18 protein-coding genes are annotated in these 23,967 nt (G+C 55.6%); 7 read left to right on the top strand and 11 right to left on the bottom strand.

All coding sequences use genetic code 11. The features are described 5' to 3' along the window. Positions 1-59: 59 nt before the first annotated feature. The 3 genes from G536_RS0120480 (at position 60) to G536_RS0120470 (ending at position 2,404) form a co-directional block, all read left to right on the top strand. Entirely contained in the window at positions 60-728 is a 669-nt protein-coding gene (locus G536_RS0120480; protein WP_071837785.1) for a porin family protein, read from the top strand. 239 nt (positions 729-967) lie between these two features. Continuing rightward, entirely contained in the window at positions 968-1,564 is a 597-nt protein-coding gene (locus G536_RS31005; RefSeq protein ID WP_022825476.1) for a porin family protein, read from the top strand. A 243-nt stretch (positions 1,565-1,807) separates the two neighbouring features. Then, positions 1,808-2,404, top strand: a complete 597-nt coding sequence (locus G536_RS0120470; RefSeq protein ID WP_169515133.1) for a porin family protein — start codon at positions 1,808-1,810, stop codon at positions 2,402-2,404. Between the two features lie 75 nt (positions 2,405-2,479). Here the strand turns inward: G536_RS0120470 and G536_RS0120465 are convergent, their stop codons facing one another. The 5 genes from G536_RS0120465 to G536_RS0120445 form a co-directional block, all read right to left on the bottom strand. After that, on the bottom strand, positions 2,480-3,847 hold the full coding sequence (locus G536_RS0120465; RefSeq protein ID WP_022825474.1) for a dipeptidase: 1,368 nt from the start codon (positions 3,845-3,847) through the stop codon (positions 2,480-2,482). Between the two features lie 77 nt (positions 3,848-3,924). Further along, positions 3,925-4,437, bottom strand: coding sequence for a hypothetical protein (locus tag G536_RS32310; RefSeq protein ID WP_157530808.1), 513 nt, complete (start codon positions 4,435-4,437; stop codon positions 3,925-3,927). Between the two features lie 41 nt (positions 4,438-4,478). Then, on the bottom strand, positions 4,479-5,120 hold the full coding sequence (gene plsY, locus G536_RS0120460) for a glycerol-3-phosphate 1-O-acyltransferase PlsY (protein ID WP_022825473.1): 642 nt from the start codon (positions 5,118-5,120) through the stop codon (positions 4,479-4,481). A gap of 162 nt (positions 5,121-5,282) precedes the next feature. Beyond that, positions 5,283-10,601 carry a hypothetical protein gene (locus G536_RS0120455; protein ID WP_157530806.1) on the bottom strand — a complete coding sequence of 1,773 codons (5,319 nt, stop codon included), beginning with the start codon at positions 10,599-10,601 and terminating at the stop codon, positions 5,283-5,285. Between the two features lie 426 nt (positions 10,602-11,027). After that, positions 11,028-12,047: a LacI family DNA-binding transcriptional regulator gene (locus G536_RS0120445; RefSeq protein WP_022825470.1), complete on the bottom strand. Its 1,020-nt coding sequence runs from the start codon at positions 12,045-12,047 to the stop codon at positions 11,028-11,030. 337 nt (positions 12,048-12,384) lie between these two features. On the opposite strand from G536_RS0120445, the gene G536_RS0120440 reads away from it, so the two are divergent. Both G536_RS0120440 and uxuA read left to right on the top strand, forming a co-directional pair. Continuing rightward, positions 12,385-13,206, top strand: a complete 822-nt coding sequence (locus G536_RS0120440; protein WP_022825469.1) for an SDR family oxidoreductase — start codon at positions 12,385-12,387, stop codon at positions 13,204-13,206. A gap of 268 nt (positions 13,207-13,474) precedes the next feature. Beyond that, positions 13,475-14,647, top strand: coding sequence for a mannonate dehydratase (gene uxuA, locus G536_RS0120435; RefSeq protein WP_022825468.1), 1,173 nt, complete (start codon positions 13,475-13,477; stop codon positions 14,645-14,647). A 221-nt stretch (positions 14,648-14,868) separates the two neighbouring features. Here uxuA and G536_RS0120430 read toward each other — a convergent pair whose 3' ends face one another. From G536_RS0120430 to G536_RS29110, 3 genes are all read right to left on the bottom strand, one after another. Beyond that, positions 14,869-16,473 (bottom strand): alpha-N-arabinofuranosidase, encoded by a 1,605-nt coding sequence (locus G536_RS0120430; RefSeq protein ID WP_084708744.1) that lies wholly within the window; start codon positions 16,471-16,473, stop codon positions 14,869-14,871. Positions 16,474-16,688: 215 nt separating this feature from the next. Continuing rightward, positions 16,689-18,020: a xylose isomerase gene (xylA, locus tag G536_RS0120425; protein WP_022825466.1), complete on the bottom strand. Its 1,332-nt coding sequence runs from the start codon at positions 18,018-18,020 to the stop codon at positions 16,689-16,691. Then, positions 17,998-19,524, bottom strand: a complete 1,527-nt coding sequence (locus tag G536_RS29110) for a xylulokinase (protein ID WP_022825465.1) — start codon at positions 19,522-19,524, stop codon at positions 17,998-18,000. The genes xylA and G536_RS29110 overlap by 23 nt, the downstream gene beginning before the upstream one ends. Positions 19,525-19,920: 396 nt before the next feature. On the opposite strand from G536_RS29110, the gene G536_RS0120415 reads away from it, so the two are divergent. Continuing rightward, positions 19,921-21,105, top strand: a complete 1,185-nt coding sequence (locus tag G536_RS0120415; RefSeq protein ID WP_022825464.1) for a substrate-binding domain-containing protein — start codon at positions 19,921-19,923, stop codon at positions 21,103-21,105. Between the two features lie 223 nt (positions 21,106-21,328). Further along, positions 21,329-21,670 carry a hypothetical protein gene (locus G536_RS0120410; RefSeq protein WP_022825463.1) on the top strand — a complete coding sequence of 114 codons (342 nt, stop codon included), beginning with the start codon at positions 21,329-21,331 and terminating at the stop codon, positions 21,668-21,670. Between the two features lie 95 nt (positions 21,671-21,765). On the opposite strand, the gene prmA is transcribed toward G536_RS0120410, so the two are convergent. From prmA to tpiA, 3 genes are all read right to left on the bottom strand, one after another. Then, positions 21,766-22,596: a 50S ribosomal protein L11 methyltransferase gene (gene prmA / locus G536_RS0120405; RefSeq protein ID WP_022825462.1), complete on the bottom strand. Its 831-nt coding sequence runs from the start codon at positions 22,594-22,596 to the stop codon at positions 21,766-21,768. A gap of 94 nt (positions 22,597-22,690) precedes the next feature. Beyond that, entirely contained in the window at positions 22,691-23,074 is a 384-nt protein-coding gene (locus G536_RS0120400) for a 7(1) septoil knot domain-containing protein (protein ID WP_022825461.1), read from the bottom strand. 125 nt (positions 23,075-23,199) lie between these two features. Then, positions 23,200-23,964: a triose-phosphate isomerase gene (tpiA, locus tag G536_RS0120395; protein WP_022825460.1), complete on the bottom strand. Its 765-nt coding sequence runs from the start codon at positions 23,962-23,964 to the stop codon at positions 23,200-23,202. Between the last annotated feature and the right edge of the window lie 3 nt (positions 23,965-23,967).

The raw sequence follows: 23,967 nt of genomic DNA, 5'->3' as shown, positions 1-23,967 counted from the left end.
TGTTACGTAAGTAGGGCTGTTTATAGCACTTGCTCTTTTACCTCCATTTCTTCATTGTAATGAAAAAGCAATTCTTTATCCTGGCTACAGTTGCCGCGGCATTCGCACTGGCATCAGCCGCTCACGCACAGGGCATCCGGCTGGGTGTTAAGGCCGGCGCCAACTTATCCAACTTGTCCGGCGACCTGACCGAGGAAGACCGTTTCGAGAACAAGTTGGGCTTTCACGGTGGTGTGATGCTTAATGTAGGGCTAGCTGGCGACGGTTTTTTGTCGCTGCAACCTGAAGTGCTGTTTTCACAGAAAGGCTTCAAGTATGCCAACAATGAATTCACGATTCTAGGCAACCGCTACAAATACGAGGGCGACCGGACGTATAACTACATCGACGTACCGGTGCTTCTGAAAATAAATACCGGTGGCTTCTTTGTGGAAGCAGGTCCGCAGTATAGCTACCTGCTTAAGGTGAAAGACGATTCCAAGTTTTCGGTGAATGGCAACACCGCCAGCCAGGGCTCCAATACCCAAAACCTCGACAACGTGAACCGCAATGAAATCGGGTACGCGGCTGGGCTGGGCTTCCAGTCGGATTCAGGCCTGCTACTTGGTATCCGCTACAACGGCTCGTTCACCGATTTCGGCAAGGACGGCTACTCCGATAATGACGTGCGTAACGCCCGCAACTCGGTGTTTCAAGCGTCGGTAGGTTTCCTGCTACCCGGTAAATAGTAATCTGCCCTTCAGCACCACATAAAAAAGCCCCGCATCTTACTGCTGCGGGGCTTTTTCGTGCTTCTTGTTTTTGGATATGGCATCCACATAGTGAGGTTATAGTGTTGAATGCGCGCCAAGCCTTCTTTTATTACGCTGCCTTGAAGATTTGGTGCGATACTATATAGTAAAGCACCACCCTTTTTCGTTATAGCTTCGGGCCGTTTTTCACGGCCTTGCTGGCCACACGTACACTTATGAAGAAAGAAATTCTGTCGTTAGCGCTTCTTACTATTCTTGCTGGAACTGCCCACGCCCAGCGCAATGTATCCTTGGGACTGAAAGCCGGTGGCACCCTGTCTAACTTTGTGGGCAAGCAGTCATTTGAGCGTGAAAACGCATTTGGCTTTCAGGCGGGCGGTTTTATTAACCTCGGATTTAGCCGCTTATTCGCGTTTCAGCCCGAAGTTATCTATTCTCGCAAAGGAGCCAAGTCCCCTACCTCCCCCACAATACATACCCGCCTCGATTACGTAGACGTGCCGTTGGTATTTCATATCAACGTGGATGGTCTGTTCTTTGAGGCCGGGCCGCAGGTGGGTTTTCTGGTAGCCGCAAAAGACAAAGTGGATACCCAGCTTCTTGATACCAAGGCCCGCTACAACACCGTGGATGCCGGCTATATATTCGGGCTGGGCTACCAGCGCAAAGCCGGGCTCGGGGTTGGCCTGCGTTACAACGGCGGCATTACCAACATTGAAAAATCGGTGTTAGTGGGCACCACCAAAATACAGAACAACATCCGCAACAGCGCCTTCCAGCTATACCTCACTTACTCGTTTCAAGGCAACTAGCTTTCAGGCAAAAAATTCAGGCAAAAGCCTGGTTACTTCATTGGCAACCAAACTTTTGTGTGTGAAACTAGATAAGCAAACTACGCTTTCATTGCCGCCTCCTAGCTACGCAGCTGTACGGATGTTTCGATGCCTTGGTGCTCGTTGCGTAGCCTTACTGGATTGGTCCAGCATATATCAACGCAACGCCTCGCATTAAGCGCTATTCCGCTCATAATGAAGCTATTTACCTACCCTATTTCTATGAAGAAGTGTATAGTACTTGTGCTGCTGCTCGTTGGTAGCTACGCAGGACTGGCGCAAAAAATGCGAGTTGGGTTGAAGCTGGGCGGCAACGTATCGGACGGGGTTGGGGCCGATGCCGAAGAAAGTTTACTACGGCTGGGTGCTCACGCTGGCGCGGCGTTTCAATTCAACGTAACCCAACATATTGGCTTACAAGCTGAAGCGCAATATTCGCTTAAAGGCGACAACTCCTTGGAGTATGGTCCCAGCATTATGCACCAACTGGCCTATCTGGATATTCCGGTGCTGGCGCAATACACCTTAGACGATGTATATCTGGAAGCAGGACCGCGGGTTAGCCGCCTTCTTTCGGTACGGTCCAACGACGACGAAGTGGTGTCGGCAGGAAAAGGTGTCTTCAACACCCAAACCTATGGCTTCTCGCTGGGCTTCGGCTACCAAAACGAAACAGGCATTCAGATTGGCTGGCGCTACAACGCCGACCTCACCCCCCTCTACCGCGACATTGACTTTTTGGACACCACGGTTCGCACCAATATCCGCAACAGCACCATGCAGTTTTACCTGGGCTACATGCTGGGTTTTGGCAGATAGCGCCATCTGTCGTATAAACTAAAAAAGGGATTCTGCTGATGCAGAATCCCTTTTTTAGTTTATACGACGATCGTTCTACGCCTTCATAGCCGCCGCATAGTTGCGGTAGAAATGCGGAATGGTTTCGATGCCTTTCAGGAAGTTGAAGACGCCGTAGTGTTCGTTTGGTGAGTGAATAGCGTCGGAATCTAGCCCGAAGCCGAGCAGGACAGTATCCAGACCTAGCTCGCTCTTGAACATGGCCACAATCGGGATGGAGCCGCCGCCACGGGTAGGGATAGGGCGCTTGCCGAAGGTGGTTTCCATGGCATCGGCGGCGGCTTTGTAGGCTACCGAGTCGGTGGGGGTTACCACTGGCTCACCGCCGTGGTGGGGCCGGACTACTACGGTTACGCCGGCGGGCGCAATGCTCTCGAAGTGCTGCTGGAACAGGGCCGTAATTTCGTCGGAGGTCTGGTTGGGCACCAGGCGCATCGAAATCTTGGCAAAGGCTTTCGATGCAATAACCGTTTTGGCGCCTTCGCCGGTATAGCCACCCCAAATGCCATTCACGTCCAGCGTGGGCCGGATGCCGATGCGCTCCACGGTGGTGTAGTCTTTCTCGCCGTAGATGTCTTTGAGGCCGATGCTTTGCTTGAACTCGTCGTCGGAGTGCGGCACGCGGTTCAAATCGGCGCGCTCCTCAGCGCTTAGTACGGCTACGTTGTCGTAGAACGCGGGAATGGTGATGTGGTTGTTTTCGTCGTGCAGGCTGGCAATCATCTTGCAGAGCACGTTGATGGGGTTAGGCACCGCGCCGCCGTAAAGGCCGGAGTGCAAGTCACGGTTCGGGCCGGTTACTTCCACCTCGTGGTAGCTCAAGCCGCGCAAGCCTACCTCAATGCTGGGCACGTCGTTGGCGAGCATGCCGGTGTCAGAAATCAGAATAACATCGGCGGCCAACTTTTCTTTGTTGGCCTTCACGAAGATGCCCAAGTTATTGGACCCGATTTCTTCTTCGCCCTCAAACATCACCTTCACGTTGCAAGGCACGCCGCCGTCTTCCTGCATCATCACCTCGAAGGCCTTCACGTGCATGTACACCTGGCCTTTGTCGTCGCAGGCACCACGGGCGTAGATCTTCTCGTCCTTGATAACGGGCTCGAATGGCGGCGACGTCCACAGCTCATACGGATCGGCAGGCTGCACATCGTAGTGGCCGTACACCAGCACGGTCGGCAGGCTGGGGTCGATGATTTTATCGGCGTAGACGATAGGGTTGCCGGCGGTTTCGCACAGCTCCACGTTTTCTAGGCCGGCTTCGCGCAGACGGTCGGCCAGGAAGTCGGCGGCTTTGCGCACGTCGGCCTGAAACTTGGGGTCGGCGGAAACGGACGGGATGCGGAGCCAGTCGATCAGCTCATTGAGAAAACGCTCTTGGTTGCTAGCGAGGTAAGAAGCCATGCGGGCAGTAGGGTTAGTGGGAAATGCGGGGGTAAAGGTAGTAGGGTTATAGTATATGCTTTGGCGAGCCGCTAAACTTAATTACTTAAATAAGCATCGTTAGCTTTTGTAGTAATCATCAAACCGCCACGTAGATATATTGTCATTACTTCGGGGTCGTAAAATATATTTTCATGATACTCTACTGTATCACCATTAGCTCTTATTTTTATAATGGGCTTGTAATCTTTTAAATTACTACGCACAAACTCCTTAATATATGATGGCGCATCAGCTTCTTTACAACTATAATGCTTTATCAGCACAGGGCTTCCATTTAATTTTATCAGCTCACATGGAGCCAGCCTGTCTATAAGCTCTCTATGCATAGCCGAGGACATTTCTATAATTGCAGTATCGTTTCGGCGATTGACTTCAATATAATATACAGCATCCTTTCGAGGATTATTTCTTTTAATATATAACTCAACTTCTTCTTTTATATATTTTCCTTTAAATTCCGGATACTTATCTAAGTCATTACTATTAATATCATTACATGAAAAACATGAAAACGATACAGCTACGATAAAAAATATTCTTGATATCATATTTCTGACACGCTTTACATTTATTCAAAAATTGTTTTCTCCTACTTCCGTTTCCACGGCAGCGGCACGCGGCTTTCGGTGCCGGCGCGGAGACGGCCGATGTTGGCGCGATGCGTGTAAATTAGGAGCCCCGCCAGAATAAAACCGAACCACAGCAGCAACGGGTTCTGCGGCCGAAACGCGGGCAGCAGTTGCAACAGCGCAAATGTGACGCCGGCCGTCATGGAGGACAAGGAGACGTACTGCGAAACTGCCAGCACTGCCAAAAACACCAGAATGCAGACGCCCACCGTGGCCGGCGCAATGGCCAACATCATACCCAGCACCGTGGCTACGCCTTTGCCGCCCCGGAACCCCGCGAATATCGGGTAAATGTGCCCCACAATGGCCAGGATGCCGCACGCCAGTTGGAAGTACAGCAACTGCTCGGAACGGATGGCACCCTGATTCAGCATCACCTGAGCCAGCGAGGTAGCGGCCCAGCCTTTCAGCACATCAATGGCCATCACGAAGGAACCCGGCTTCTTGCCCAATACCCGAAACGTGTTGGTAGCGCCGGCATTGCCGGAGCCATGCTCCCGAATATCGAGGCCGAAAAAGCGCTGGCCAACCCACAACGCGGTAGGAATGGAGCCCAGCAGGTAAGCGGCCACCAACAAGCCAATGATTAATGGTAGGTTCATACAGTGTGGGAAAGGGCAGGAGAATGTAGGGCAGTACGCCAAAGATAGAAGTACGGATAAAAAGCCTGCAGGCTATATGCTAGAAAGCTACTTCCCCTCCTTTTTAGCTTTCAACTCTGGGGCAAAAAACAACGCCCCGGCTTATGGCCGGGGCGTTGGTAATCAGGTGTCGCCGAAGGGGTCGTTTTCTTTGGCTTTCTTCTTTTTCTCTTCCTCCTTCGCCTTTTTCTCGTCTTCCTTTTTCTGCTTTTCGGCCTCCTTCGCCTTGCGCTCTTCCTCCTTCTTGGCCGCTTTGGCATCTACGGCTGGTTCAGCGTCGGCGGGGGCGGGGACGGGGGCGGCGGGTTCCGCTTTGGCTTTCTGCTTCTTGCTGATATCCTCGGTTGGAGCGTCGGCGGTTGGGTCAGCGGCAGGCTCTTCTGTCTTCTTTTTCTTCACGGGCTCGGTCGGCGCGGCGTTAGCATCGCCCCCGCCAAACGGGTCGTTAGCCTCGGCAGCCAGTTCTTTCTTGCTCTTCTTTTTCTTGGCGTCAACTGGGGCTTCATCTATCGGCATCCCATCGGCATCGAAGGCGGGCTCGTTGCCTTTCTTCTTTTTCTTTTTGCCGGTTTCTTCTTCCGCATCCATGTTGCCGCCTGCTGGGGCCGACGATACAATGGCGCGTTTCTTCTTCGGGTCCTCGTTCAGGTAGTCCTTGCGGAAGTGGGTCAAGAACTGCTGCACCTCTTGGTCGTCGCCGAGATAGAAGCCGTACTGAGTGGCCGTGTTGTAGTCGCCCTTGGCCTTGTAGCCGATAATTTCGTCGAACGAGCCATGTTGGGCTTTGGCCAGCAATGCGGCGCCCGAATACTTGAGGTAGTACCAGGTCTGCGGTTCGGCTTCCAGGTACAAGTCCACTATGTCGGCACCGGCTTCCTTGCGTATTTCGATGTGGCCGTCAATTAGCACGTTCAGGTCCTTCTTGCCAATGCTCACTAGGCCAATTTTGCCCACCGAGTACCACGCCTTGAACTTTGGGCTCCAGCGCAAGTCCACTTTGTTGAGCACCACTGTGTGCAGCAGTTTCGGCGAGAGTTTCTGGAGGGGCTCGTACTTACCACGCCGCTCGGCGTAGCTCTGCACGGCCTTGCTGCCCATGAACTCGCCCAGCTTGTAAAACTCATCCTGCGAACCATTAAGGGCTTCCGGCGAGCCTTTGGTATTAGAAGCCATATCGGCGCCCATAGCTTCAATAGCCTTCTCGGGCAGGTTGATATCGAAGGCCAGGAAGGTGTCCAGCGCGTACCGGCTGCTATCCACGTTGCCAGTACCAACGCCCGCCGCCGTGATGCTATAGTCCTTGTTGGAGGTAATCAGGTTCAGCTTGCCCCGGAACTTCATGGCCTCCGTCGAGTCGTTGAAGGTTAGCATGGAGCCTTCGTAGATATTGGGGTCGGTCAGATCGTGGTTGGCAATGGTGAAAATGCGCTTACGGGCGTCAAATGTTAGGTGCCCATTCACCGTGAACAGGTTCATGTCGGTGGCGGTAGGCTTGCTGCCCACAAACAGCGGATAGATCCCCCCCGCGTCCTCCGACACAAACAGGCCCGTTAGCATCGGGAGCCCGTCATCGGTTTTTGGCTCCACTATCTTGATGCGTACTGCCTTGGGGTCGATGCTGTCCTGCACGGCAAACCACTCGGCGGAATTCGGCTTGTCACTGAATTCCAGGCGGGCTTGGCCATCGAAGGTGAAGCCCTTCTGCTTGGAACTCATGTTTACGCCGCCCCGGTAGGCAATGCGCGGCGCCAGATGGAACTTCTCGGTAGCCTGAATATTGGCCACAGCCAACGTGGCTGGTGCTACCGGCTCGTCGGTTTGCTTGCGCTTCTTGGTGCTGACCTTGGCCGGCTTACCGTCCTTGTCCTTCGCCACAATCAGCCCGGTACCGGTCGAGTCCACCTGGAAGTTGGCGAACTTGATGGCAAACGAATCAGCAGCAGCGTTTTTATAGCTGTAGAGGGCATTGCCGGTGAAGGCATTGCGCGAAGTTACCTGTACGGCACCCTTGTAGAGGCTGTGGAACTTGGCCAGCGTGTCCATCACAATGTTGGCGTTCTGGAACGGACGCATCACGGCGTTGGCTAGGATGTACACCTTGTTGGAATCAGGCTCAATCCAAGCGTCGGCGGCGGCAATGCGGGGTACGCCGCCCGCCACTAGGCGGTAGCGCGCTAAGTCGTACTGCCCGGTAGCAGCCCGGAACTTCAGACCGTTTTGCTCTTTCTTGGTGGAGTAGAAGTACGAGCGAGTGGAGTCGGCGCCGGGCGCTACTTTCAGTTGCACAATCTTCTTCTTGAAGTCCCACTTACCGCCCGACAGCGTGGTTTTGTAGTCAGAGTACGGCAGGTCGATGCTGGATTTGTTGTCGCCTTCCATGCGAGCAAACGACGTGTTGGCATTCTTCACGTCGAAGGCAAATTCCACGTTGTTGGCCGTTAGGGCGGGCTTGTTCACCTCCGCCGACTTGACGCTCAGCGTGGAGTTTTTACCCGAGTAGCTAGTGGGCTTGAACGCCATTTTGGGCGAGCGGATAAAGGACTGTGGGCCTTCCATGCCCCCGTTGCCGTAGAGGCCGCCGGGCGTGAGAGTGGCCGTGCCCTTGAAACCGTACTGGTCGCCGTACATCTTCAGCGGCAAGCCGTTGGGCTGGCTGCTCAGGTACATCGAGTCCGATTTCACGGCCCACTTCATCTGATAGCCTACCGGCAGGTTTACCTTCGCAAACTCCACCCCATTGAGCGGACCCGGCTGTACCACACCGGCTTTACCCACAGTCACCACCGAGTCTTTGTAGAACACAAACTGGTCGGATTTCAGCGAGGCGGTCAGGTATTTCAGGTCGCCGTCGCCCTGGATGCCCTGGTTGCTCATCTTCACTTTGTTGAAGAGCCGCGCCTTGCCGCCGTACACCGGCACGCCTTCCTTGGGCAGGTCGTAGTTGAATCCCAGCGAGCCATCATCCATCAGCCCCAGCTTGGTTTTGATGGGAGGCAAAATCCCGCCCGACACAAACGTGCCTTTAAAGCCCACGGCTGCGCGGTTTTTGTTGTTGAGCGAGTCGAGTTTGAACGGTGGAATATCAAAATACACCGTAGTATCGTAGGCGCCGCCCAGCACTTCAGGCTTGTCGAAGTACACGTAGGCACCCGTGCTGGCATCGAATGAAGGATACGCGCCTAGCTTCTTGCGGCCCGACTTGTTGTTGGGATGGTTGATGTAGAGCTTACCCGACGACTCCTTTTTCTTGTTGGTGAGCGTGAAGTCGGTGGCTTTGGCTTTCATCACCGAGCCTTTCGAGTTTTTGCCCTTCACGATAATCGAGTCAATCTTGGCCAGATCGATGAAGAACCCGTCGTAGTCGAACTTGAACTCCTTGCCCTTGAACACGAAAGCCGAGGCTACCACGGTACCGTTGAACAGCACGCCGCGGTTTTTCTGGATGCGGATGATACTGGAATCAGGCCGGACGAATACGGTGGCCGAGTCGTCGGAGAAGTTGAACCGGTCTACGCCCCGCACAATCAGGTCGTTGGTGTTCAGGTCGAGCGTGGCGTTTTTGCCCGAGGGCGACAAGCTCTTGATGGCAATGTGGTCATAGTCCTTCTTGCCGCGCGACGAGTTAACGTAGTGCAGCGCCTTCGGCCGTAGCGTAATTTGCTGCGTCTGCGGATTCCAGTCGATGTAGCCGTCACGCGCGAGGCCGGCCACCGTGGAGCGTACGTTGGCCGCCGGAATGTTGCGGAACGTAGCCACATCCTGCACCGTGAAGCGCCGCACGTTGCCGTTTTCGGCGCTATAGCCTACCACCAACTGCAAAGGGTGCAGCTTATTGATGGACTTGATTTGCTGGTAGCGAGTGTTCGTATAGAATTCCTTGCTCTCGAAACCGGCCGTTACCTGGTTTTTGGCGGTCAGGATGGAGAAGTCGATGTAGGGCGTGGTGATGGGCCACGTCAGCAGCTCCGACGTAATTTCCATCTGGTGGTAGGAGTCGAAGTAGGGCGTGGTTTTGTAAAGGCCGTTTTCGCGGGCCAACTGCAATACCTGGCCCTTCTTTGAGAACTTCAGCTTCACACCGGGGTGGGTGAGCGAGTCAATCTTATCCTCGAAAATGGTCACCGACGCTCGGTCGGCGGTAATGATCGAGTCGCCGAGTATATAGGCGCGGCTAGCAGCCCGAAACTTGGGCTTGCCATCCAAATCCACGAAAATACGCGACAACGACCCATCCAGCGAGGCCGACAATGTGCGCGCCCCTGCCAGCGAGAAACCACCGTAATAGCGCATGTTGTCACCGATGTTCTTGACGCGGGCGTTGTTGGTGAGCGAGATAAAGCGCGGATAGCCCGAATCAGTAGCACCCGGCTTTTTCTTTACGCTCTTATATGATAACGCTCCTTTCACTGGCGCTTCCAGCACCGCCGGGTACGTCAGCATTACCGGCTCGGCCGTAAACTCGGCCCGGCTCAACTCGAAGTCATACGAAGTCAAATCGGCGGTAACGGGGTTACCGTTTATCTGCCAGTTATACTGCCCGCCGTAGCCCACAAAGTGGCCAGTCAGAGGCACCACGGCGCCACTAGTTTTGCTGATGGTAACGGAGTCAGCGTTGGCTGAAATTACTAGGTCGGCATCCTTGAGCACCAGTACTGGGCCTTTGGTGGGGGGTGCCACGTAGTTGTCGTAGTAAGGTGCGGGCGTAAATACCGGCTCGGGCTCGGGGGCGGCGGGCTTGGCGGCCGTGCCGGCTTTAGCGGGTGTTTTGGCCGGCGTCTTTTTGGCGGGTGCGCCCCAACCGTCGTCGCCCCAGCCACTGCTGCTGCCACCGCTCCACATGTCGGCGGTATCCCAGCCGTCGCTGCTGCGCTTTTTGGGCGCAACTTTTTTGGTGGCAGGTTTGGCACCAGCCTTGGCGGGTGTGGTAGGAGCCGGCGCGGGAGTCGGCTCTACCACCGGCGTGGGGGCCGGAGCCATGCTGGGCATGTCTTCCACATTGTAGGCAAACGAGAATGTGCCGCCCGTTACCCGCAGCTTATTGTAGCGCGAGCTATACAGTATCTTCTTTTCGAGGAACTGGGTGGTAGAAGCAATGAACTTGGCGGCTTCCGGCCCCGGAATATTGTGCACCGTTTTGGTTAGCACATCCAGCAGTCCATCCATCTGCTGGTCGTTCATGTTTTGAACCGTAGCACCAGCCACCAAACTCGTAAACACCGACTCGAAGTGCGGGCGCGGCCGGTAACCCAGCTTCAGCATCTCCTGCGACAGGGCAATTACGCTCCGCTGCTGCGTAGCAGTCAGCTTGTTGCTGGCCCACAGCTGCTGGAGCCGGATACCGGAGCTAATAGCCGAGGCGCTTTTGGTGGTAGCCATCATCAGCTGCACATCCTGTATGAACTGGAAGGGCTCCGACGACAGCGTGCCGGTAAACTTAGGCATCGCCGTGGCAGCACCGGCGGGCGTGGCAGGTTGTTGGGGCTTAGATGGTTGCGGCTTTGTTTGCTGGGCTAGCCCAGGGGTACTCATCCCCAGCATCACCATGCAAAGCCATCTGAAAGCAGCTTGCTTCATAGAGAATTCCCTCAGAACGTGATAAGTCGCCTACAATTTCGGTAATAGAGCTGGCATTCCCGCAGCTTGTTGCATTGGGCGCTCAGAATCACAATTTTAGCCATTTTCAGGTAGGTACCGTCCAACTTCTGCGCAGCCTTTGGCAGGCCAACCAACATCTAATACTCTTCGGCAAGCGGAAACAGCCGTCCTTCGCCGGATAACAATGCTCTTCAGCACGCATTACAGCTACCAAACCGCGCCCTCCCTCCTACTCGTTCAATGAACTGAAAACCAGACGAAACTTACTTGGAACTAGCCGCGGGCAGTTGACCGGCGGGGGAATAGTGTGGAGTTCAATACCACGCTTTGCGAAGGCAGAATCGGGAGCTTCTTTTCAATAGCACGCAGCAGAATGGTGGCGGCCTCCCGGCCAATTTCGTAGGCCGGCTGGGTGATGGTGGTCAGGGCCGGATTCAGCAACGCGGCCACCCCAAGATTAGAGAAACCCACAACCTTGATATCGGTAGGAATGGCGCGCCCTAGGGCGTGGCAGGCCTGGTAGCTACTGATAGCCAGGCGTTCAACCGATGCGAATATACCGTCTAGTTCGGGGCGCTGGCGTAGCAGGTCGGTTATCAGCTGGGTGTTGGCTTCGTCGTTGTCGTTGCCGTTCACTACCAAGGTTTCATCGAAGGTAAGGCCATGGCTTTCCAGGGCGGCGCGGTAGCCCTGCATGCGCATGCGGCCAATGGACAGGTTGCCCGAAACCAGCAAGTGCGCAATGTGGCGGCAGCCAGCCTCAATCAGGTGCCGGGTGGCCAGGTAGCCGCTCTCGTAGTCGTTGGTGGTCACGCTGGCCGTGGGCAGTTCCTCGTACACTCGGTCGAAGAACACAATGGCCGGCTTGCTGTCGTAGAGCTTCTGCAAGTGGCTGAAATCCTGGCTGGCACTAGCCGCCACCGACAGCAGCAGCCCATCCACGCGCCCCCCGGTCAGGTACTGGGTGATGTCGGCTTCCCGGTCGTGGTCGTCGTGGGTGAGGTAGATGAGCACGTGGTAGCCTTGCTGGCGGGCCACTTCTTCTATACCGTTGATAGCCAGCGAGAAGAAATGATTGTTCACTTCCGGAATAACTACCCCAATCGTTTTGCTGACGTTGCGGCGCAAGCTGCTGGCGTAAGCATTCGGCTGATAGTTCAACTCGGCAGCCAGAGCTTTCACCCGCTCTTTAGTTTGCATAGATACCTCGTGGCTGTCCTGCAAGGCCCTGGAAACCGTGGCAATCGACAGGTTCAGTTTCTGGGCGAGTAGCTTTAAGTTAACTGGATTCATTGAGACGCTTTACCGGCGCTAAAATGTGGGTGAGAATGGGTGGTGCAGCTTCGTGTAGCAAGTAAATCTACTGCATTTCAACCAACGCCACCGCCTGCGTGCAAGCCACATGAGTAGTGGGCAACACGCTAGGTTGAGAGTCTGGATAGCGGTCAAAAGCTCGGCTGTGTGCTGGAAACGTTTACGTAGATAAACCCGCTTTAAAGCCGCAAAGTCAGGCTGAATGTGCGGTTATTCGTGCGGTGGAGCGCCCGGCTGATATTGTATAGAGTATCTGCTTACGGCGCTTCTCCTCTTAATTTACTTGTTTCACTTTCCTGTAGCAGCCTTTCGCTTTATGTCTTCACTCGACCAATTTTCACTCAGCGGCAAAGTTGTCGTTGTCACCGGCGCAACAGGCATATTAGGCGAAGCACTGTCGTTGGCTGTGGCGGAAGCCGGGGCCAAAGTGGCCATCCTGGGCCGCGACGCCGACCGGGCTGCAGCAAGAGTGGCCGCCATCAAAGCCGCCGGGGGTGAAGCCATTGCCGTGCTGGCCGATGTACTTGATAAAGACAAGATGCAGGTTGCTTGCGACGAAATTCTAACCACCTGGGGTACCGTGGACGGCCTGGTAAACGCCGCTGGCGGCAACCTACCCGGCGCCACCGTCGGCCCCGACCAGGATCTGTTCGACTTCAGCCTCGAAGACACCCGCCGCGCCGTAGACCTAAATTTGTTCGGCACGGTAATTCCGACCACTATATTCGGACGAGTGATGGCTGAGAAAGGCAAAGGCTCCATCGTGAACATATCGAGCCTAACGGCCCAGCGGCCCCTGACGCGGGTGCTGGGCTATACCATGGCCAAAAAGGCGGTGGAGGCTTACACCCAATGGATGGCCGTGGAGCTGGGGTTGCGTTACGGCGGCGGAATCCGCATGAACGCCATTGCGCCTGGGGTGTTCCTGACCGAGCAAAACCGCAACCTCCTGCTTCAGCCCGACGGCAGCCCCACCGACCGGGCCCGTAAGTTCATCAACCACACGCCGTTCCAGCGTTTCGGGGAGCCCGACGAGCTGACCGGCACCCTCATCTACCTGCTCAGCGACGCCTCCCGTTTCGTAACCGGCGAAACCGTGCTGGTAGATGGCGGCTTCAACGCATACAGCGGGGTGTAGCTAGCAAACCTTGTGCGCAACTGAGAACGGGTCATTCCGAGCTAGCAAGGAATCTCGCGTGCTGATGTTGCTATAGTTAAGTATGTCATCCTTGATCTGGCGTCTGCTGGCTGGCTGACGCTGCCGCAGTATTGTCATGATAAGTTTCCCGAGGCATCTTTACCACTTCTAATAGAATCACATTATCGTCAGCACGCGAAATTCCTCGCAGGCTCGGAATGACGTTCGATTTAGAAAGCCGTTCGACTTGATAATCAACTCCCATAATATGCCCATTATCCAAAGCTGGCGCTGGTACGGCCCCAAGGACCCAGTTAGCCTCCCCGATATTCGCCAGGCCGGCGCCACCGACGTGGTAACGGCGCTGCACCACATTCCGAACGGCCAAGTATGGACCGTGGAGGAAATCAGGAAGCGCCAGCAGGAAGTAGCCGCCGCCGGCCTGACGTGGAGCGTGGTGGAAAGCGTGCCGGTACACGAACAAATCAAAACTCGCACCGGCGACTTCCAACAGCACATCAGCAACTACCAGCAGAGCCTGCGCAACTTAGCCACCTGCGGCATATTTACGGTCACCTACAACTTTATGCCGGTGCTGGACTGGACCCGCACCGACCTAGCCTACGAAGTGGAAGATGGCTCGAAAGCGCTGCGCTTCGAGAAGGCTGCATTTGTAGCGTTTGACGCACTGCTGCTCAAGCGGTACGGCGCGGCCAGTGAGTACTCCGCCGAGGAACTTGCCGCCGCCGAAGCCCGCTTGGCTGGCATGAGCGACGATGAAAAGCAGTTGCTTCAGCGCAATATTATTGCCGGCCTGCCGGGCTCCGAGGAAAGCTTCACGCTCCAGCAGTTTCAGCAGGCCTTGGATGCGTACGATGGTATTGATGCCGCCAAGCTACGAGAGCACCTGATTTTGTTTTTGCAAGCCATTGTGCCGGTGGCCGAGGAAGTCGGCATCAACCTCGCCATTCACCCCGACGACCCGCCCTACCCCATCCTGGGCTTGCCGCGCGTGGTAAGCACCGCCGCCGATGTGCAGGCCCTAGCCGACGCCGTGCCCTCAGTGCGCAATGGCCTGTGCTTCTGCACCGGCTCGTTCGGCGTGCGCCCCGACAACGACCTGCCCGCCATGGTGCAGCAATTCGCGGAGCGGATTCACTTCATCCATCTGCGCAGCACCCAGCGCGACGAGGCCGGCAACTTCTACGAAGCCAACCACCTGGAAGGCGACGTGGACATGTACGCCGTAATGCGCGAGCTAGTCCACATCATGCAGCAGCGCCAAACCAGCCTGCCCATGCGCCCCGACCACGGCCACCAGATGCTCGACGACCTCCACAAGAAAACCAACCCCGGCTATTCCGCCATCGGCCGCCTGCGCGGCCTAGCCGAACTGCGCGGTTTGGAATTGGGCATTACCCGTAGCTTATCTAATACATAGCCGTTTGCCACAGCTGAACGGTGTAGAGACGCGACACTTCGCGTCTCGGCGGCCGCGCCGTTAGGTTCATTCGGCTAAACAACCTTAGCGACGCCGAGACGCGAAGTGTCGCGTCTCTACACCGTTCAACTGAGAATCCATTCTGTTTTAGAAAGGCTTTAAAGCAGAAGAGCCCGCTCAATAAGTTGAGCGGGCTCTTCTGCTTTGGTGTGAACTACTATCTACTTCAACTCCAGCACCACTATGGATTTGGCGGGTAGCGTTACGGCTAAGGTTTGGCCTTTTTTCTTGGCGCCTTTGAAGTCGGCTAACTGCACCGTGTTAGGCTTGTCGAACGTGTTGTGGTCACTCACGTTGGCCGACGTCAGCACGCGGCCCGTTACTGCTTTCCACTGCACGCCGGGTAGTGCCGTTTCCAGCGTCAGTGCCTTTTTTGGGTCGAGGTTGACCAGGGAAATATGCACTGCGCCGTTCTTGTCTTTCGAGGCCGAGGCATTTAGGGCCGGGATTTTCTCACCATTCAGCACGTAGTCGGGGCTGCTGAATTGTAGCGGCAGGTACTGGGCATCCTGGTGCACTTGGTACAGGTCGAACACGTGGTAGGTGGGCGTGAGCAGCATCTTTTCCTTGTCGGTGAGGATGACAGCCTGCAACACGTTCACCACCTGGGCCAAGTTGGCGCCCTTTACCCGGTCGCAGTGGTTGTTGAAGATGTTGAGCGTGGTTCCGGCCAGCAGGGCGTCGCGCAGGGTGTTTTGCTGGTATAAGTGGCCGGGGTTGGTGCCGGGCTCCACATCGGTCCAGATGCCCCACTCATCCACCAGCAAGGCCACCTTTTTGTCTTTGTCGTACTTGTCCATGATGGCCGCGTGCTTGGCCACAATGGCGTCCATCCGCAGCCCGTTGCGCAGGGTGTTGAAGTACTCCTGCTCGCCGAACCCGGTGGCTTTGCCTTTGCTGCCGCTCCAGCTGCCGGTAGGCAAGGTGTACTGGTGCAAGGTCAGGCCCCACATTTGGTTGAGCGGGATGTTCTTCATGCACGTCTCGGTCCAGTTGGCGTCGTCGCCGTTGGCGCCGCTCACAATCTTCTTCAACCGAGTGCCGGGGTAATCGTGGGCGAAGGTGGCGTAACGCTTGTACACGTCGGTGTAGTACTGGGCCGTCATGTTGCCGCCGCAGCCCCAGCTTTCGTTGCCGATGCCCCACCACGATACTTTGTAGGGCGCGGGGTGGCCGTTTTTGCGACGCTCCTGCACCATGGGCGTATCCTCATCGGAGTTGAGGTACTCCATCCAGTTGCTCATTTCCTGCACGGTGCCGCTGCCCACGTTGGCAGCCAGGTAGGGCTCGGTGCCCAGCAAGTCGCACAATTCTAGAAACTCATGCGTTCCGAAGCTGTTGTCTTCCAAGGTGTTGCCCCACCATAGGTTCAGCATTTTGGGCCGTTGGGCACTCGGGCCTACGCCGTCGTGCCAGTGGTAGGTATCAGCGAAGCAGCCGCCGGGCCAGCGCAGGTTAGGCACTTTGATTTTCTTGAGCGCATCCACCACATCCATGCGGATGCGGCCTTTCTTGGGAACGTTCAAGCCAGGCTCCACCCAGAAACCGTCGTATATGCAGCGGCCTAGGTGCTCGGCAAATTGGCCCTGAATGTGTTTGCTGACGATGAGCTTCGGGTCGCCGGGCTGCACGGTCATAGCGACGGTTTGGGCCGTGGCCGGGCCAGCCAGCGCCAGCGCTAAGCCAGTGCTAAGGAAGGTGGAGAAACCCAATTTCCACTTGCGGCGGGAATTGGTGAACGGGTGGGATACGGAAAAAGAGAGCATAAAAAAGAGCACCAACAAGTTAAAACTCAGTGGTGCTCAAGATACCCATTTACAAACAACAAACAGCGCCGGCCGGCTCCTCCCCTGGGTTCCCACGCCCTTTCGAAGACCGGCCGGTTCCGTTTGTAATTTCTTTATGGTAGCAAGTCACCCGGTGAGCCAAAGGGTCAGCAGGCAGTTACTTGCCGACCCGATACCTGCTATCAGTTTTTAGGTTAGATGTATTGGTTGATAATGGCTTCCAGCCACTCCTGCTTGCCGCTGCGCATTACCGGCTCGCCCGATTTATGGGCAATGGTGCGCAGGTCTTCCAGGGTCAACTGGCCTTTCTCGAAAGCAGCGCCGTCGCCGGAATCAAACGAGGCATAGCGCTCCGTCCGGAACTTCTTGTAAGGCGACTTCTCCAGAATATCGTTGGCTACTACCAATGCGCGCGCGAAGGTGTCCATGCCGGCAATGTGGGCAATGAAGATATCTTCCAGGTCGGTGGAGTTACGGCGCGTTTTGGCGTCGAAGTTGATACCGCCGGGGCTGATGCCACCGTGCTCCAGAATGATGAGCATCGACTCAGTCAGCTCGTTCAGGTTGTTCGGGAACTGGTCGGTATCCCAGCCGTTCTGGTAGTCGCCGCGGTTGGCGTCGATGCTACCCAGCAGGTTGGCATCGGCGGCTACTTGCAACTCGTGCTGGAAAGTGTGGCCAGCCAGCGTGGCGTGGTTCACTTCCAAGTTCAGCATGAAGTCGTTTTCCAGGCCGTGTTCTTTCAGGAAGCCAATTACCGTAGCGGCGTCGAAGTCGTACTGGTGCTTGGTCGGCTCGGCTGGCTTCGGCTCAATGAAGAATTTGCCGGTGAAGCCTTGCTTGCGGGCGTAGTCGCGGGCCACGGTCAGGAACTGACCCAGGTGCGCCAACTCACGCTTCATGTTCGTATTGAGCAAGGTCATGTAGCCCTCACGGCCACCCCAGAAGGTGTAACCCTCACCACCCAGCGCAATAGTCGCGTCGATGGAGTTTTTCACTTGCGTACCCGCATAGGCTACCACCGAGAAATCGGGGTTGGTGCTGGCGCCGTTCATGTAGCGCGGGTTGGAAAACACGTTGGCCGTGCCCCACAGCAGCTTCACGCCGCTGTCCTGCTGGTGCTGCTTGAGGTATTCAACCACCGTGCTCAGGTTGCTTTCATACTCTTTCAGCGAACCACCTTCATCCACCAGGTCAATGTCGTGGAAGCAATAGTACGGCGTGCCGAGCTTGGTGAAGAACTCGAATGCAGCATCGGCCTTGTCCTTGGCACGACCCACAATTTCGTGGTGCGAATCCCAGGCAAACTGCTTGGTGCCGGGGCCGAATGGGTCGCCGCCGGTGCCAGTGAACGTGTGCCAATACGACACGGCGAAGCGCATGTGGTCCTGCATGGTTTTGCCGGCTACCACGCGGGTTGGGTCGTACCATTTGAATGCCAGCGGGTTGTCCGACTCGCGGCCTTCGTATTTAATAGGCTCGATGCCCGTGAAAAACTCCGTCTTAGAAAGCGTGTTGAGCGACATTCGATGGGGTGGTTTGGGTTGGAAGAATCTGGTTAGTAAGAGCTTGTTGCCAGCGGGCATACGTGCCCTGATATTGCTCTTGCAGCGCCGGAGTAGGTTCCAGCGTCAGGATGCGCTCCAGGCTGCCGAAAGCTTCGGCGGGGCTAGCATACACGCCGGCTCCAATGCCAGCCCCGCGGGCGGCACCCTGGGCGGCGTCGGTGTTGTAAAGTTCCAGCGTTACGTTACCGGAATTCACGAAAGCCTCGCGGAAAACCGGGCTCAGAAACATGTTGGCGTTGCCGGCCCGCACCGTTTGCATCGGTACGCCCATGCTGCGCATGATATCCATACCATAGTGCAGCGCAAACACAATCCCTTCCTGGGCGGCGCGCAGCACGTGGTTGCGCGAGTGGATATTGAAGCTCAGCCCGTGCAGTTCGGCTTCGGTGGGGCGGTTTTCCAGAATCCGCTCAGCGCCATTTCCAAAGGGCAGGAACAGCAGTCCGTCGGCACCAACCGGGGCCTGCGCCGCCAGCTGGTTCATGGTTTCGTAGGGCAGCTCGCCCACTATTTTGCGCAACCAGCTGTTCAGGATGCCGGTACCGTTTACGCACATCAACACCCCGTTGCGGGGCTGCTCAATGGTGCTGTTTACGTGTACAAAGGCATTCACCCGCGACTGAGGGTCGGAGGCTGGGGCATCGGTGATGCCGTACACCACGCCCGAGGTGCCAGCCGTAGCGGCTACTTCGCCGGGTTGCAGTACATTCAGCGAGAAGGCATTGTTGGGCTGGTCGCCGGCCCGGTAGCTGATGGGCGTCCCGGCATGCAAGCCTAGTTCCTGCGCCGCTTCTGGCGTGAGCTGGCCCTGCTCGGAGAAGGTGTCTACTACCTCAGGCAGCAACTCGCGGCTGATGCCGTAATAGGCCAGCAAATCATACGCAATACCCTGCTCCCGGAAGTTCCAGAACACGCCTTCCGACAAACCCGAAACTGTGGTTTGCATGCGCCCAGTCAGCTGGTAGGCAATGTAGTCGCCGGGCAGCTGTATCTTATGGATGCGGGCGTATAGGTCAGGCTCGTTTTCCTTCACCCACTTCAGTTTGGAAGCGGTGAAGTTACCCGGCGAGTTTAGGTAGTTATCAAGGCAATAGGTTTCGCCTAGCGCAGCAAATGCCTGGTTGCCAAACTCCACGGCGCGGCTGTCGCACCAGATAATGGCGGGGCGCAACACTTGGCCGGCCTTATCGAGCAGCACCAGCCCGTGCATTTGGTAGGTAATACCGATACCCGCCACTAAAGCTGGATCGAAGGCGTATTTCTGCTTGAGTAACTTAGTAGCATTCACTACTTCCTGCCACCACCGCTCGGGGCGTTGCTCGGCCCACCCGGCTACCTGCGCCGTAATTTCCATCTCGGTACTTGGCGACGTGACGCTGGCCACGCACTGGCCGGTATCCACGCTAAGCAGGGCCGCCTTTATCGAGGAGCTACCGATGTCGTAGCCAAGCAGGTATTTCATACGTCGGAAGGAGTCGAAGGATGGGAGGTAGATGGAATGCTGGGAGATGTGAACAAAAGAATGGCTACATTCGCTGACCAAGTAAAATTCAATTACTCGGCTATCTCTCAACTATCTGATTGATATCAGCAGAAAACTATCTATTGCCGTGTTATTGGCTGTTCAACTATCGAATATAGTGCAGAACTACATACTGCATTCATAAAAAAACAGGCAAATCAGCCCATAATCAAACAAAAACTATCGGCAACGTTACCGGAAACGCTACCGATAGGCAAACAACCTTTATTATTTCTGAAAAGAAAAATGGTACATTATACTTCCAATTCATGTATTTACTTAGAAGGATAATTCAGACGAGAGTTTGCTCCGCTTTCAAATAATCACATTTACAAAATGATTAAATGCACTAAGTGCCAGTTGGCCGACTCGGTTATGCGGGCCGGATTTGTACGGGGCCGCCAACGCTACCAGTGCAAAGCCTGCAACTTCCATTTCACCGACGAAAAGCCACTGGCCGTTCCAGAGCGTAAGCGCCGCCAGACCACCATCAGCGACGTGGCCAAGGCGCTGGGCGTAGCACCCTCTACTGTGTCGAGGGCGCTGAATGGGCATTCTGATATTAGTGCCACCACTCGGCAAGCCATTATAGAGGTAGCTCGCCAACTTGACTATCACCCAAACCTGTTGGCGCAAAGCTTGAAAAGCAGCGAAACCTATACTATAGGAGTGGTTATCCCGGATATCGAGCGGCCGTTTTTCGCTACAGCCATCAGTGGCATTCAGCAGGTAGCAGCCGAAGCAGGGTACCGGGTGATGATTTGCCAATCAAAAGAGTCGTACGCTACGGAGGTCAGCAATGTGCAGGCCCTGATTGCTAGCCGAGTGGATGGCCTACTCATCTGCCACTCCCGCGAAACCGAGAATTTCGACCACGTCAAGCCTCAGGCGTGCCGGGGCGTACCGGTAATCCATTTTGACAGGGTTAGCAACGAGGTGGATAGCGCCAAGGTAATTCTGGATGACTGGAACGGAGCCTTTCAAGTAACTGAGCACTTAATTGAGCAGGGCGCCCGGCGCATTGCCATCCTGGCCGGCCCCGAGTCGCTGCTGATTAGCCGCAACCGCCTGGCCGGCTACCTGAGCGCCATTCAGAAATACAAACTGCCGATCCTCGACGAGTTACGGGCGCACATCGACTTCCGAACCGAGTCGGCGGTGGCGGCCCTAGATGCTTGGCTGGCGCTGCCCAACCCGCCCGACGCCATTTTCGCCATCAATTACGTGAATGCCTTCGACCTACTGATTGCGCTGAAAGCCCGGCATATTCGGGTGCCCGAAGAGGTGGCTGTAGTGGGTTTTGGTGATGAGTTTATGGCCTCTATGATAGAGCCGGGGCTGACCACCGTGAACCTGCACCCATACCGGATAGGGCAGCAGGCAGCCCGCCTGTTTCTAGAGCAGATTCAGCAGAAGGAACAGTTTCAGCCTCGCACCTTCGTCATTACCGGCGACTTGGTGGTGCGCCAGTCTTCTCTGAAAGGCAAAGGCCCCGCTAGCTTCTTCAAGCTCAACATTTGAGGGGGTAGTAGCGCGCCGAACTGTCTTTATTAAAGTGTGTGACTCACTTGTTGTGCTGCCTAGTGTAGATAACTAGCTGCCAGCCAAAGAGAAGCCAACCGCACCAAAAAACTATGGTTTATGACTATATTATTTCTTACGAATCTGTCGGTCATCATCTGGTAAAAAGGTATCTTTCCAAACCCCAACTGCGTATTATTTAGGGTACCCTTTTTCTTCTACTATGCTTAACGCTGCTTCTCGGCTCTCTGCCCTTGCCCCGAACGCGCTGCTGCGCGTAGTACAGAACTTACGCGACGATATTACGGAGCGCCTCGGCAAATCGTCGGCGACGGTGGCTGAGTGGCGCGACCTGCTGTTGCTTGTTGACCCCGTGATACAAGAGCGGCCGGAGTGCGGCACCATCATCGTGCGCCGGGGCCGCGCCGCCCTCGACCGGATAGCCAGTGACTACCTGGTACCACCCCAAAACATTCTGCCCAAGCTCAGCAATCGGGCTTTAGTGCACGAAAACCCCATCGACTACGGCCTTTCCGACGAAGAATGGCTGGCTCTATGCCTCTAAGAAAAGCCAGGAGTTAGAAGCAGAAAAGCTAGAAGCATCCACCCGAACGTATTCGGCAGGATCTTCTAGCTTTTCTGCTTCTAACTCCTGCCTTCTTATTTATAAAACACTGCCGACACCCAATGATTCTGGGTGCGGTGGTTCTCGTAACGCAAGCCGTGTCGCTCGGCCGCTTCCCGAATCAAGGGCAGATCTTCTTCGTAGAAACCGGAGAATAGAATAGGGCAGTTGGGCTTCAGATATTGGCCGTAAGCGCCCATGTCTTCCAGCAACACATTGCGGTTGATGTTGGCCAGAATGATATCGAAAGACTCCTCCCCTTCCAAGGCCGTAATGTCGCCGAGACGAGCCTCCACCTTGTCCTGCACATTGTTTTCAAGGGCATTGTCGGCGGCGTTTTCGGCGGTCCAGGGTTCCACGTCCACGGCCAGCACGTAGCTTGCGCCCAGGTGCACGGCCATGATGGCTAGAATACCCGTGCCACAGCCCATATCCAGCACCCGCTTGCCTTGGTGGTCGATGTCGAGCTGATTGGTAATCATGAGGGCCGTGGTATCATGGTGGCCGGTGCCGAACGACATGCGCGGCATGATTACAATTTCGTATTCCAGGTCGGGGCGCGCCTCATGAAACGGAGCCCGCACCGATACTTTATCAGCAATAACCAGCGGCTCGAAGTTCTTTTCCCACTCGGCATTCCAGTTTTGGCGCGTAATCACGCGGTGCTCGTGGGTTAGCTCACCAATGCCTTCGTAGCGGCTCATAATTTCGGCTACGGCATCGGGCGCAAACTGGTCTTCATCGATGTAGGCGCAGAATCCTTCGTCGTTGTCTTCGAAGGTGTTGTAGCCCACTTCGGCCAGTTCAGCTACTAGTATATCAGCCAGTTCGCGTGGGGCCTGCACGCGCAGTTCAACAAAATCCATAAGTACGTGTCAGTAAAGGAGCAAAAAAAGCCGTTCCACATAACGGGTGTGGAACGGCAAAGGTCGGAGGAAAGCGCTAGAGTCCCGCTTACACCTATTGCTTTCGGCAGCCCGCAAAGGAGCGCACTTTGGTGTAGTGGATGCTGAAGTCGGCTAGGTTACGGTTGTCGGTTACGAACAGGGCGTAGTCGGCAAAGTCGCGGGCTTCGGTGAAGTACCAGAGGCCGGGCTTATCGGCAAACAATTTGTTGTCTTCCGCATACACTAGTACGTCGGCAAAGCCCTCTTCGGGTTCCACATACACCGTCCCAAAACAGTAACTCCGGCGGCGCGGGTCTCGCTCCAAATACACCGTTCCATAAATCCGGCACGGCTCCAAGGCAGCAGCTGGCGCGGTTGCAACGAACGGTACCCGGGGGGCAGGTACAGCAAACGGATTTAGCGCCAGCAAACCGGAAACAAGAAAGGCAGAGAGCATAGTTGGAGGTGAGATATAAGAGCTTAGAATCTGGAAACCGCCATGAGCAAAGAACCTGCCTAAGTGGTAGCTAAACCACCTTGGGCATTATCTAAGTTCTAAACTCCCCCTTCTCCGTTCTGAATTTAGAACGACTTGATGATATCGGTGAAGTCGCGCGACTTCAGGGACGCGCCACCGATGAGGCCGCCGTCTACGTCGGGTTGGCTGAACAGCTCGCGGGCGTTTTGGGCGTTGGCCGAGCCACCGTACAGGATGGTCGTATTCAAGGCGGCTTCGGCGTCGTAAGCTTGGGCAATCTGCTCCCGGATGTAGGCGTGCACCTCTTGCGCTTGGGCGCTGGTGGCCGTTTTACCGGTCCCGATGGCCCAGATGGGCTCGTAGGCAACTACCACTTGGTCGAATTCCTCGTTGGAGAGGTGAAACAGACCTTCTTTCAATTGCTGGCTGATGAACTTGAAAGTTTCGTCGGCTTCGCGGGTTTCCAGTGATTCGCCCACGCAGAAGATGGGTTTCAGGCCGGCGGCCAGGGCGGCTTTCAGCTTCTGGCTCAATAGCTCGTTGTCTTCGCGGAAATACTGGCGGCGCTCGGAGTGGCCCAGAATCACGTATTCACAACCTACCGATTGCAGCATCTTGGCCGATACTTCGCCGGTGTAGGCACCGCTTTCTTTTTGGCTGCAATTCTGCGCGCCCAAGTGGAAACGGCTGTTCTCGGGAAGCTGCTTGCCAATGGCGGCCAGAAACGGAAATGGCGGACAAATCACCACCTCAACATCGGAGCCGGTAATTTCATCCTGCACCATGTTGGTAATTTCAGACACCAAGGCGAGGCCGTCCTGGTAGGTGGTGTTCATTTTCCAGTTGCCGGCAACGAGGTTTTTACGCATGGA

The sequence above is a fragment of the Hymenobacter norwichensis DSM 15439 genome, from assembly GCF_000420705.1.
GTDB lineage: Bacteria > Bacteroidota > Bacteroidia > Cytophagales > Hymenobacteraceae > Hymenobacter > Hymenobacter norwichensis.
Note: the sequence above shows the minus strand (reverse complement) of the source record. Positions and strands in the feature narration are given on the sequence as shown.

Coding starts and splice junctions, on each gene's coding strand:
- G536_RS0120480 (WP_071837785.1), top strand. CDS start 60: ATGAAAAAGCAATTCTTTATCCTGGCTACAGTTGCCGCGGCATTCGCA.
- G536_RS31005 (WP_022825476.1), top strand. CDS start 968: ATGAAGAAAGAAATTCTGTCGTTAGCGCTTCTTACTATTCTTGCTGGA.
- G536_RS0120470 (WP_169515133.1), top strand. CDS start 1,808: ATGAAGAAGTGTATAGTACTTGTGCTGCTGCTCGTTGGTAGCTACGCA.
- G536_RS0120465 (WP_022825474.1), bottom strand. CDS start 3,847: ATGGCTTCTTACCTCGCTAGCAACCAAGAGCGTTTTCTCAATGAGCTG.
- G536_RS32310 (WP_157530808.1), bottom strand. CDS start 4,437: ATGATATCAAGAATATTTTTTATCGTAGCTGTATCGTTTTCATGTTTT.
- plsY (WP_022825473.1), bottom strand. CDS start 5,120: ATGAACCTACCATTAATCATTGGCTTGTTGGTGGCCGCTTACCTGCTG.
- G536_RS0120455 (WP_157530806.1), bottom strand. CDS start 10,601: ATGCCTAAGTTTACCGGCACGCTGTCGTCGGAGCCCTTCCAGTTCATA.
- G536_RS0120445 (WP_022825470.1), bottom strand. CDS start 12,047: ATGAATCCAGTTAACTTAAAGCTACTCGCCCAGAAACTGAACCTGTCG.
- G536_RS0120440 (WP_022825469.1), top strand. CDS start 12,385: ATGTCTTCACTCGACCAATTTTCACTCAGCGGCAAAGTTGTCGTTGTC.
- uxuA (WP_022825468.1), top strand. CDS start 13,475: ATGCCCATTATCCAAAGCTGGCGCTGGTACGGCCCCAAGGACCCAGTT.
- G536_RS0120430 (WP_084708744.1), bottom strand. CDS start 16,473: ATGCTCTCTTTTTCCGTATCCCACCCGTTCACCAATTCCCGCCGCAAG.
- xylA (WP_022825466.1), bottom strand. CDS start 18,020: ATGTCGCTCAACACGCTTTCTAAGACGGAGTTTTTCACGGGCATCGAG.
- G536_RS29110 (WP_022825465.1), bottom strand. CDS start 19,524: ATGAAATACCTGCTTGGCTACGACATCGGTAGCTCCTCGATAAAGGCG.
- G536_RS0120415 (WP_022825464.1), top strand. CDS start 19,921: ATGATTAAATGCACTAAGTGCCAGTTGGCCGACTCGGTTATGCGGGCC.
- G536_RS0120410 (WP_022825463.1), top strand. CDS start 21,329: ATGCTTAACGCTGCTTCTCGGCTCTCTGCCCTTGCCCCGAACGCGCTG.
- prmA (WP_022825462.1), bottom strand. CDS start 22,596: ATGGATTTTGTTGAACTGCGCGTGCAGGCCCCACGCGAACTGGCTGAT.
- G536_RS0120400 (WP_022825461.1), bottom strand. CDS start 23,074: ATGCTCTCTGCCTTTCTTGTTTCCGGTTTGCTGGCGCTAAATCCGTTT.
- tpiA (WP_022825460.1), bottom strand. CDS start 23,964: ATGCGTAAAAACCTCGTTGCCGGCAACTGGAAAATGAACACCACCTAC.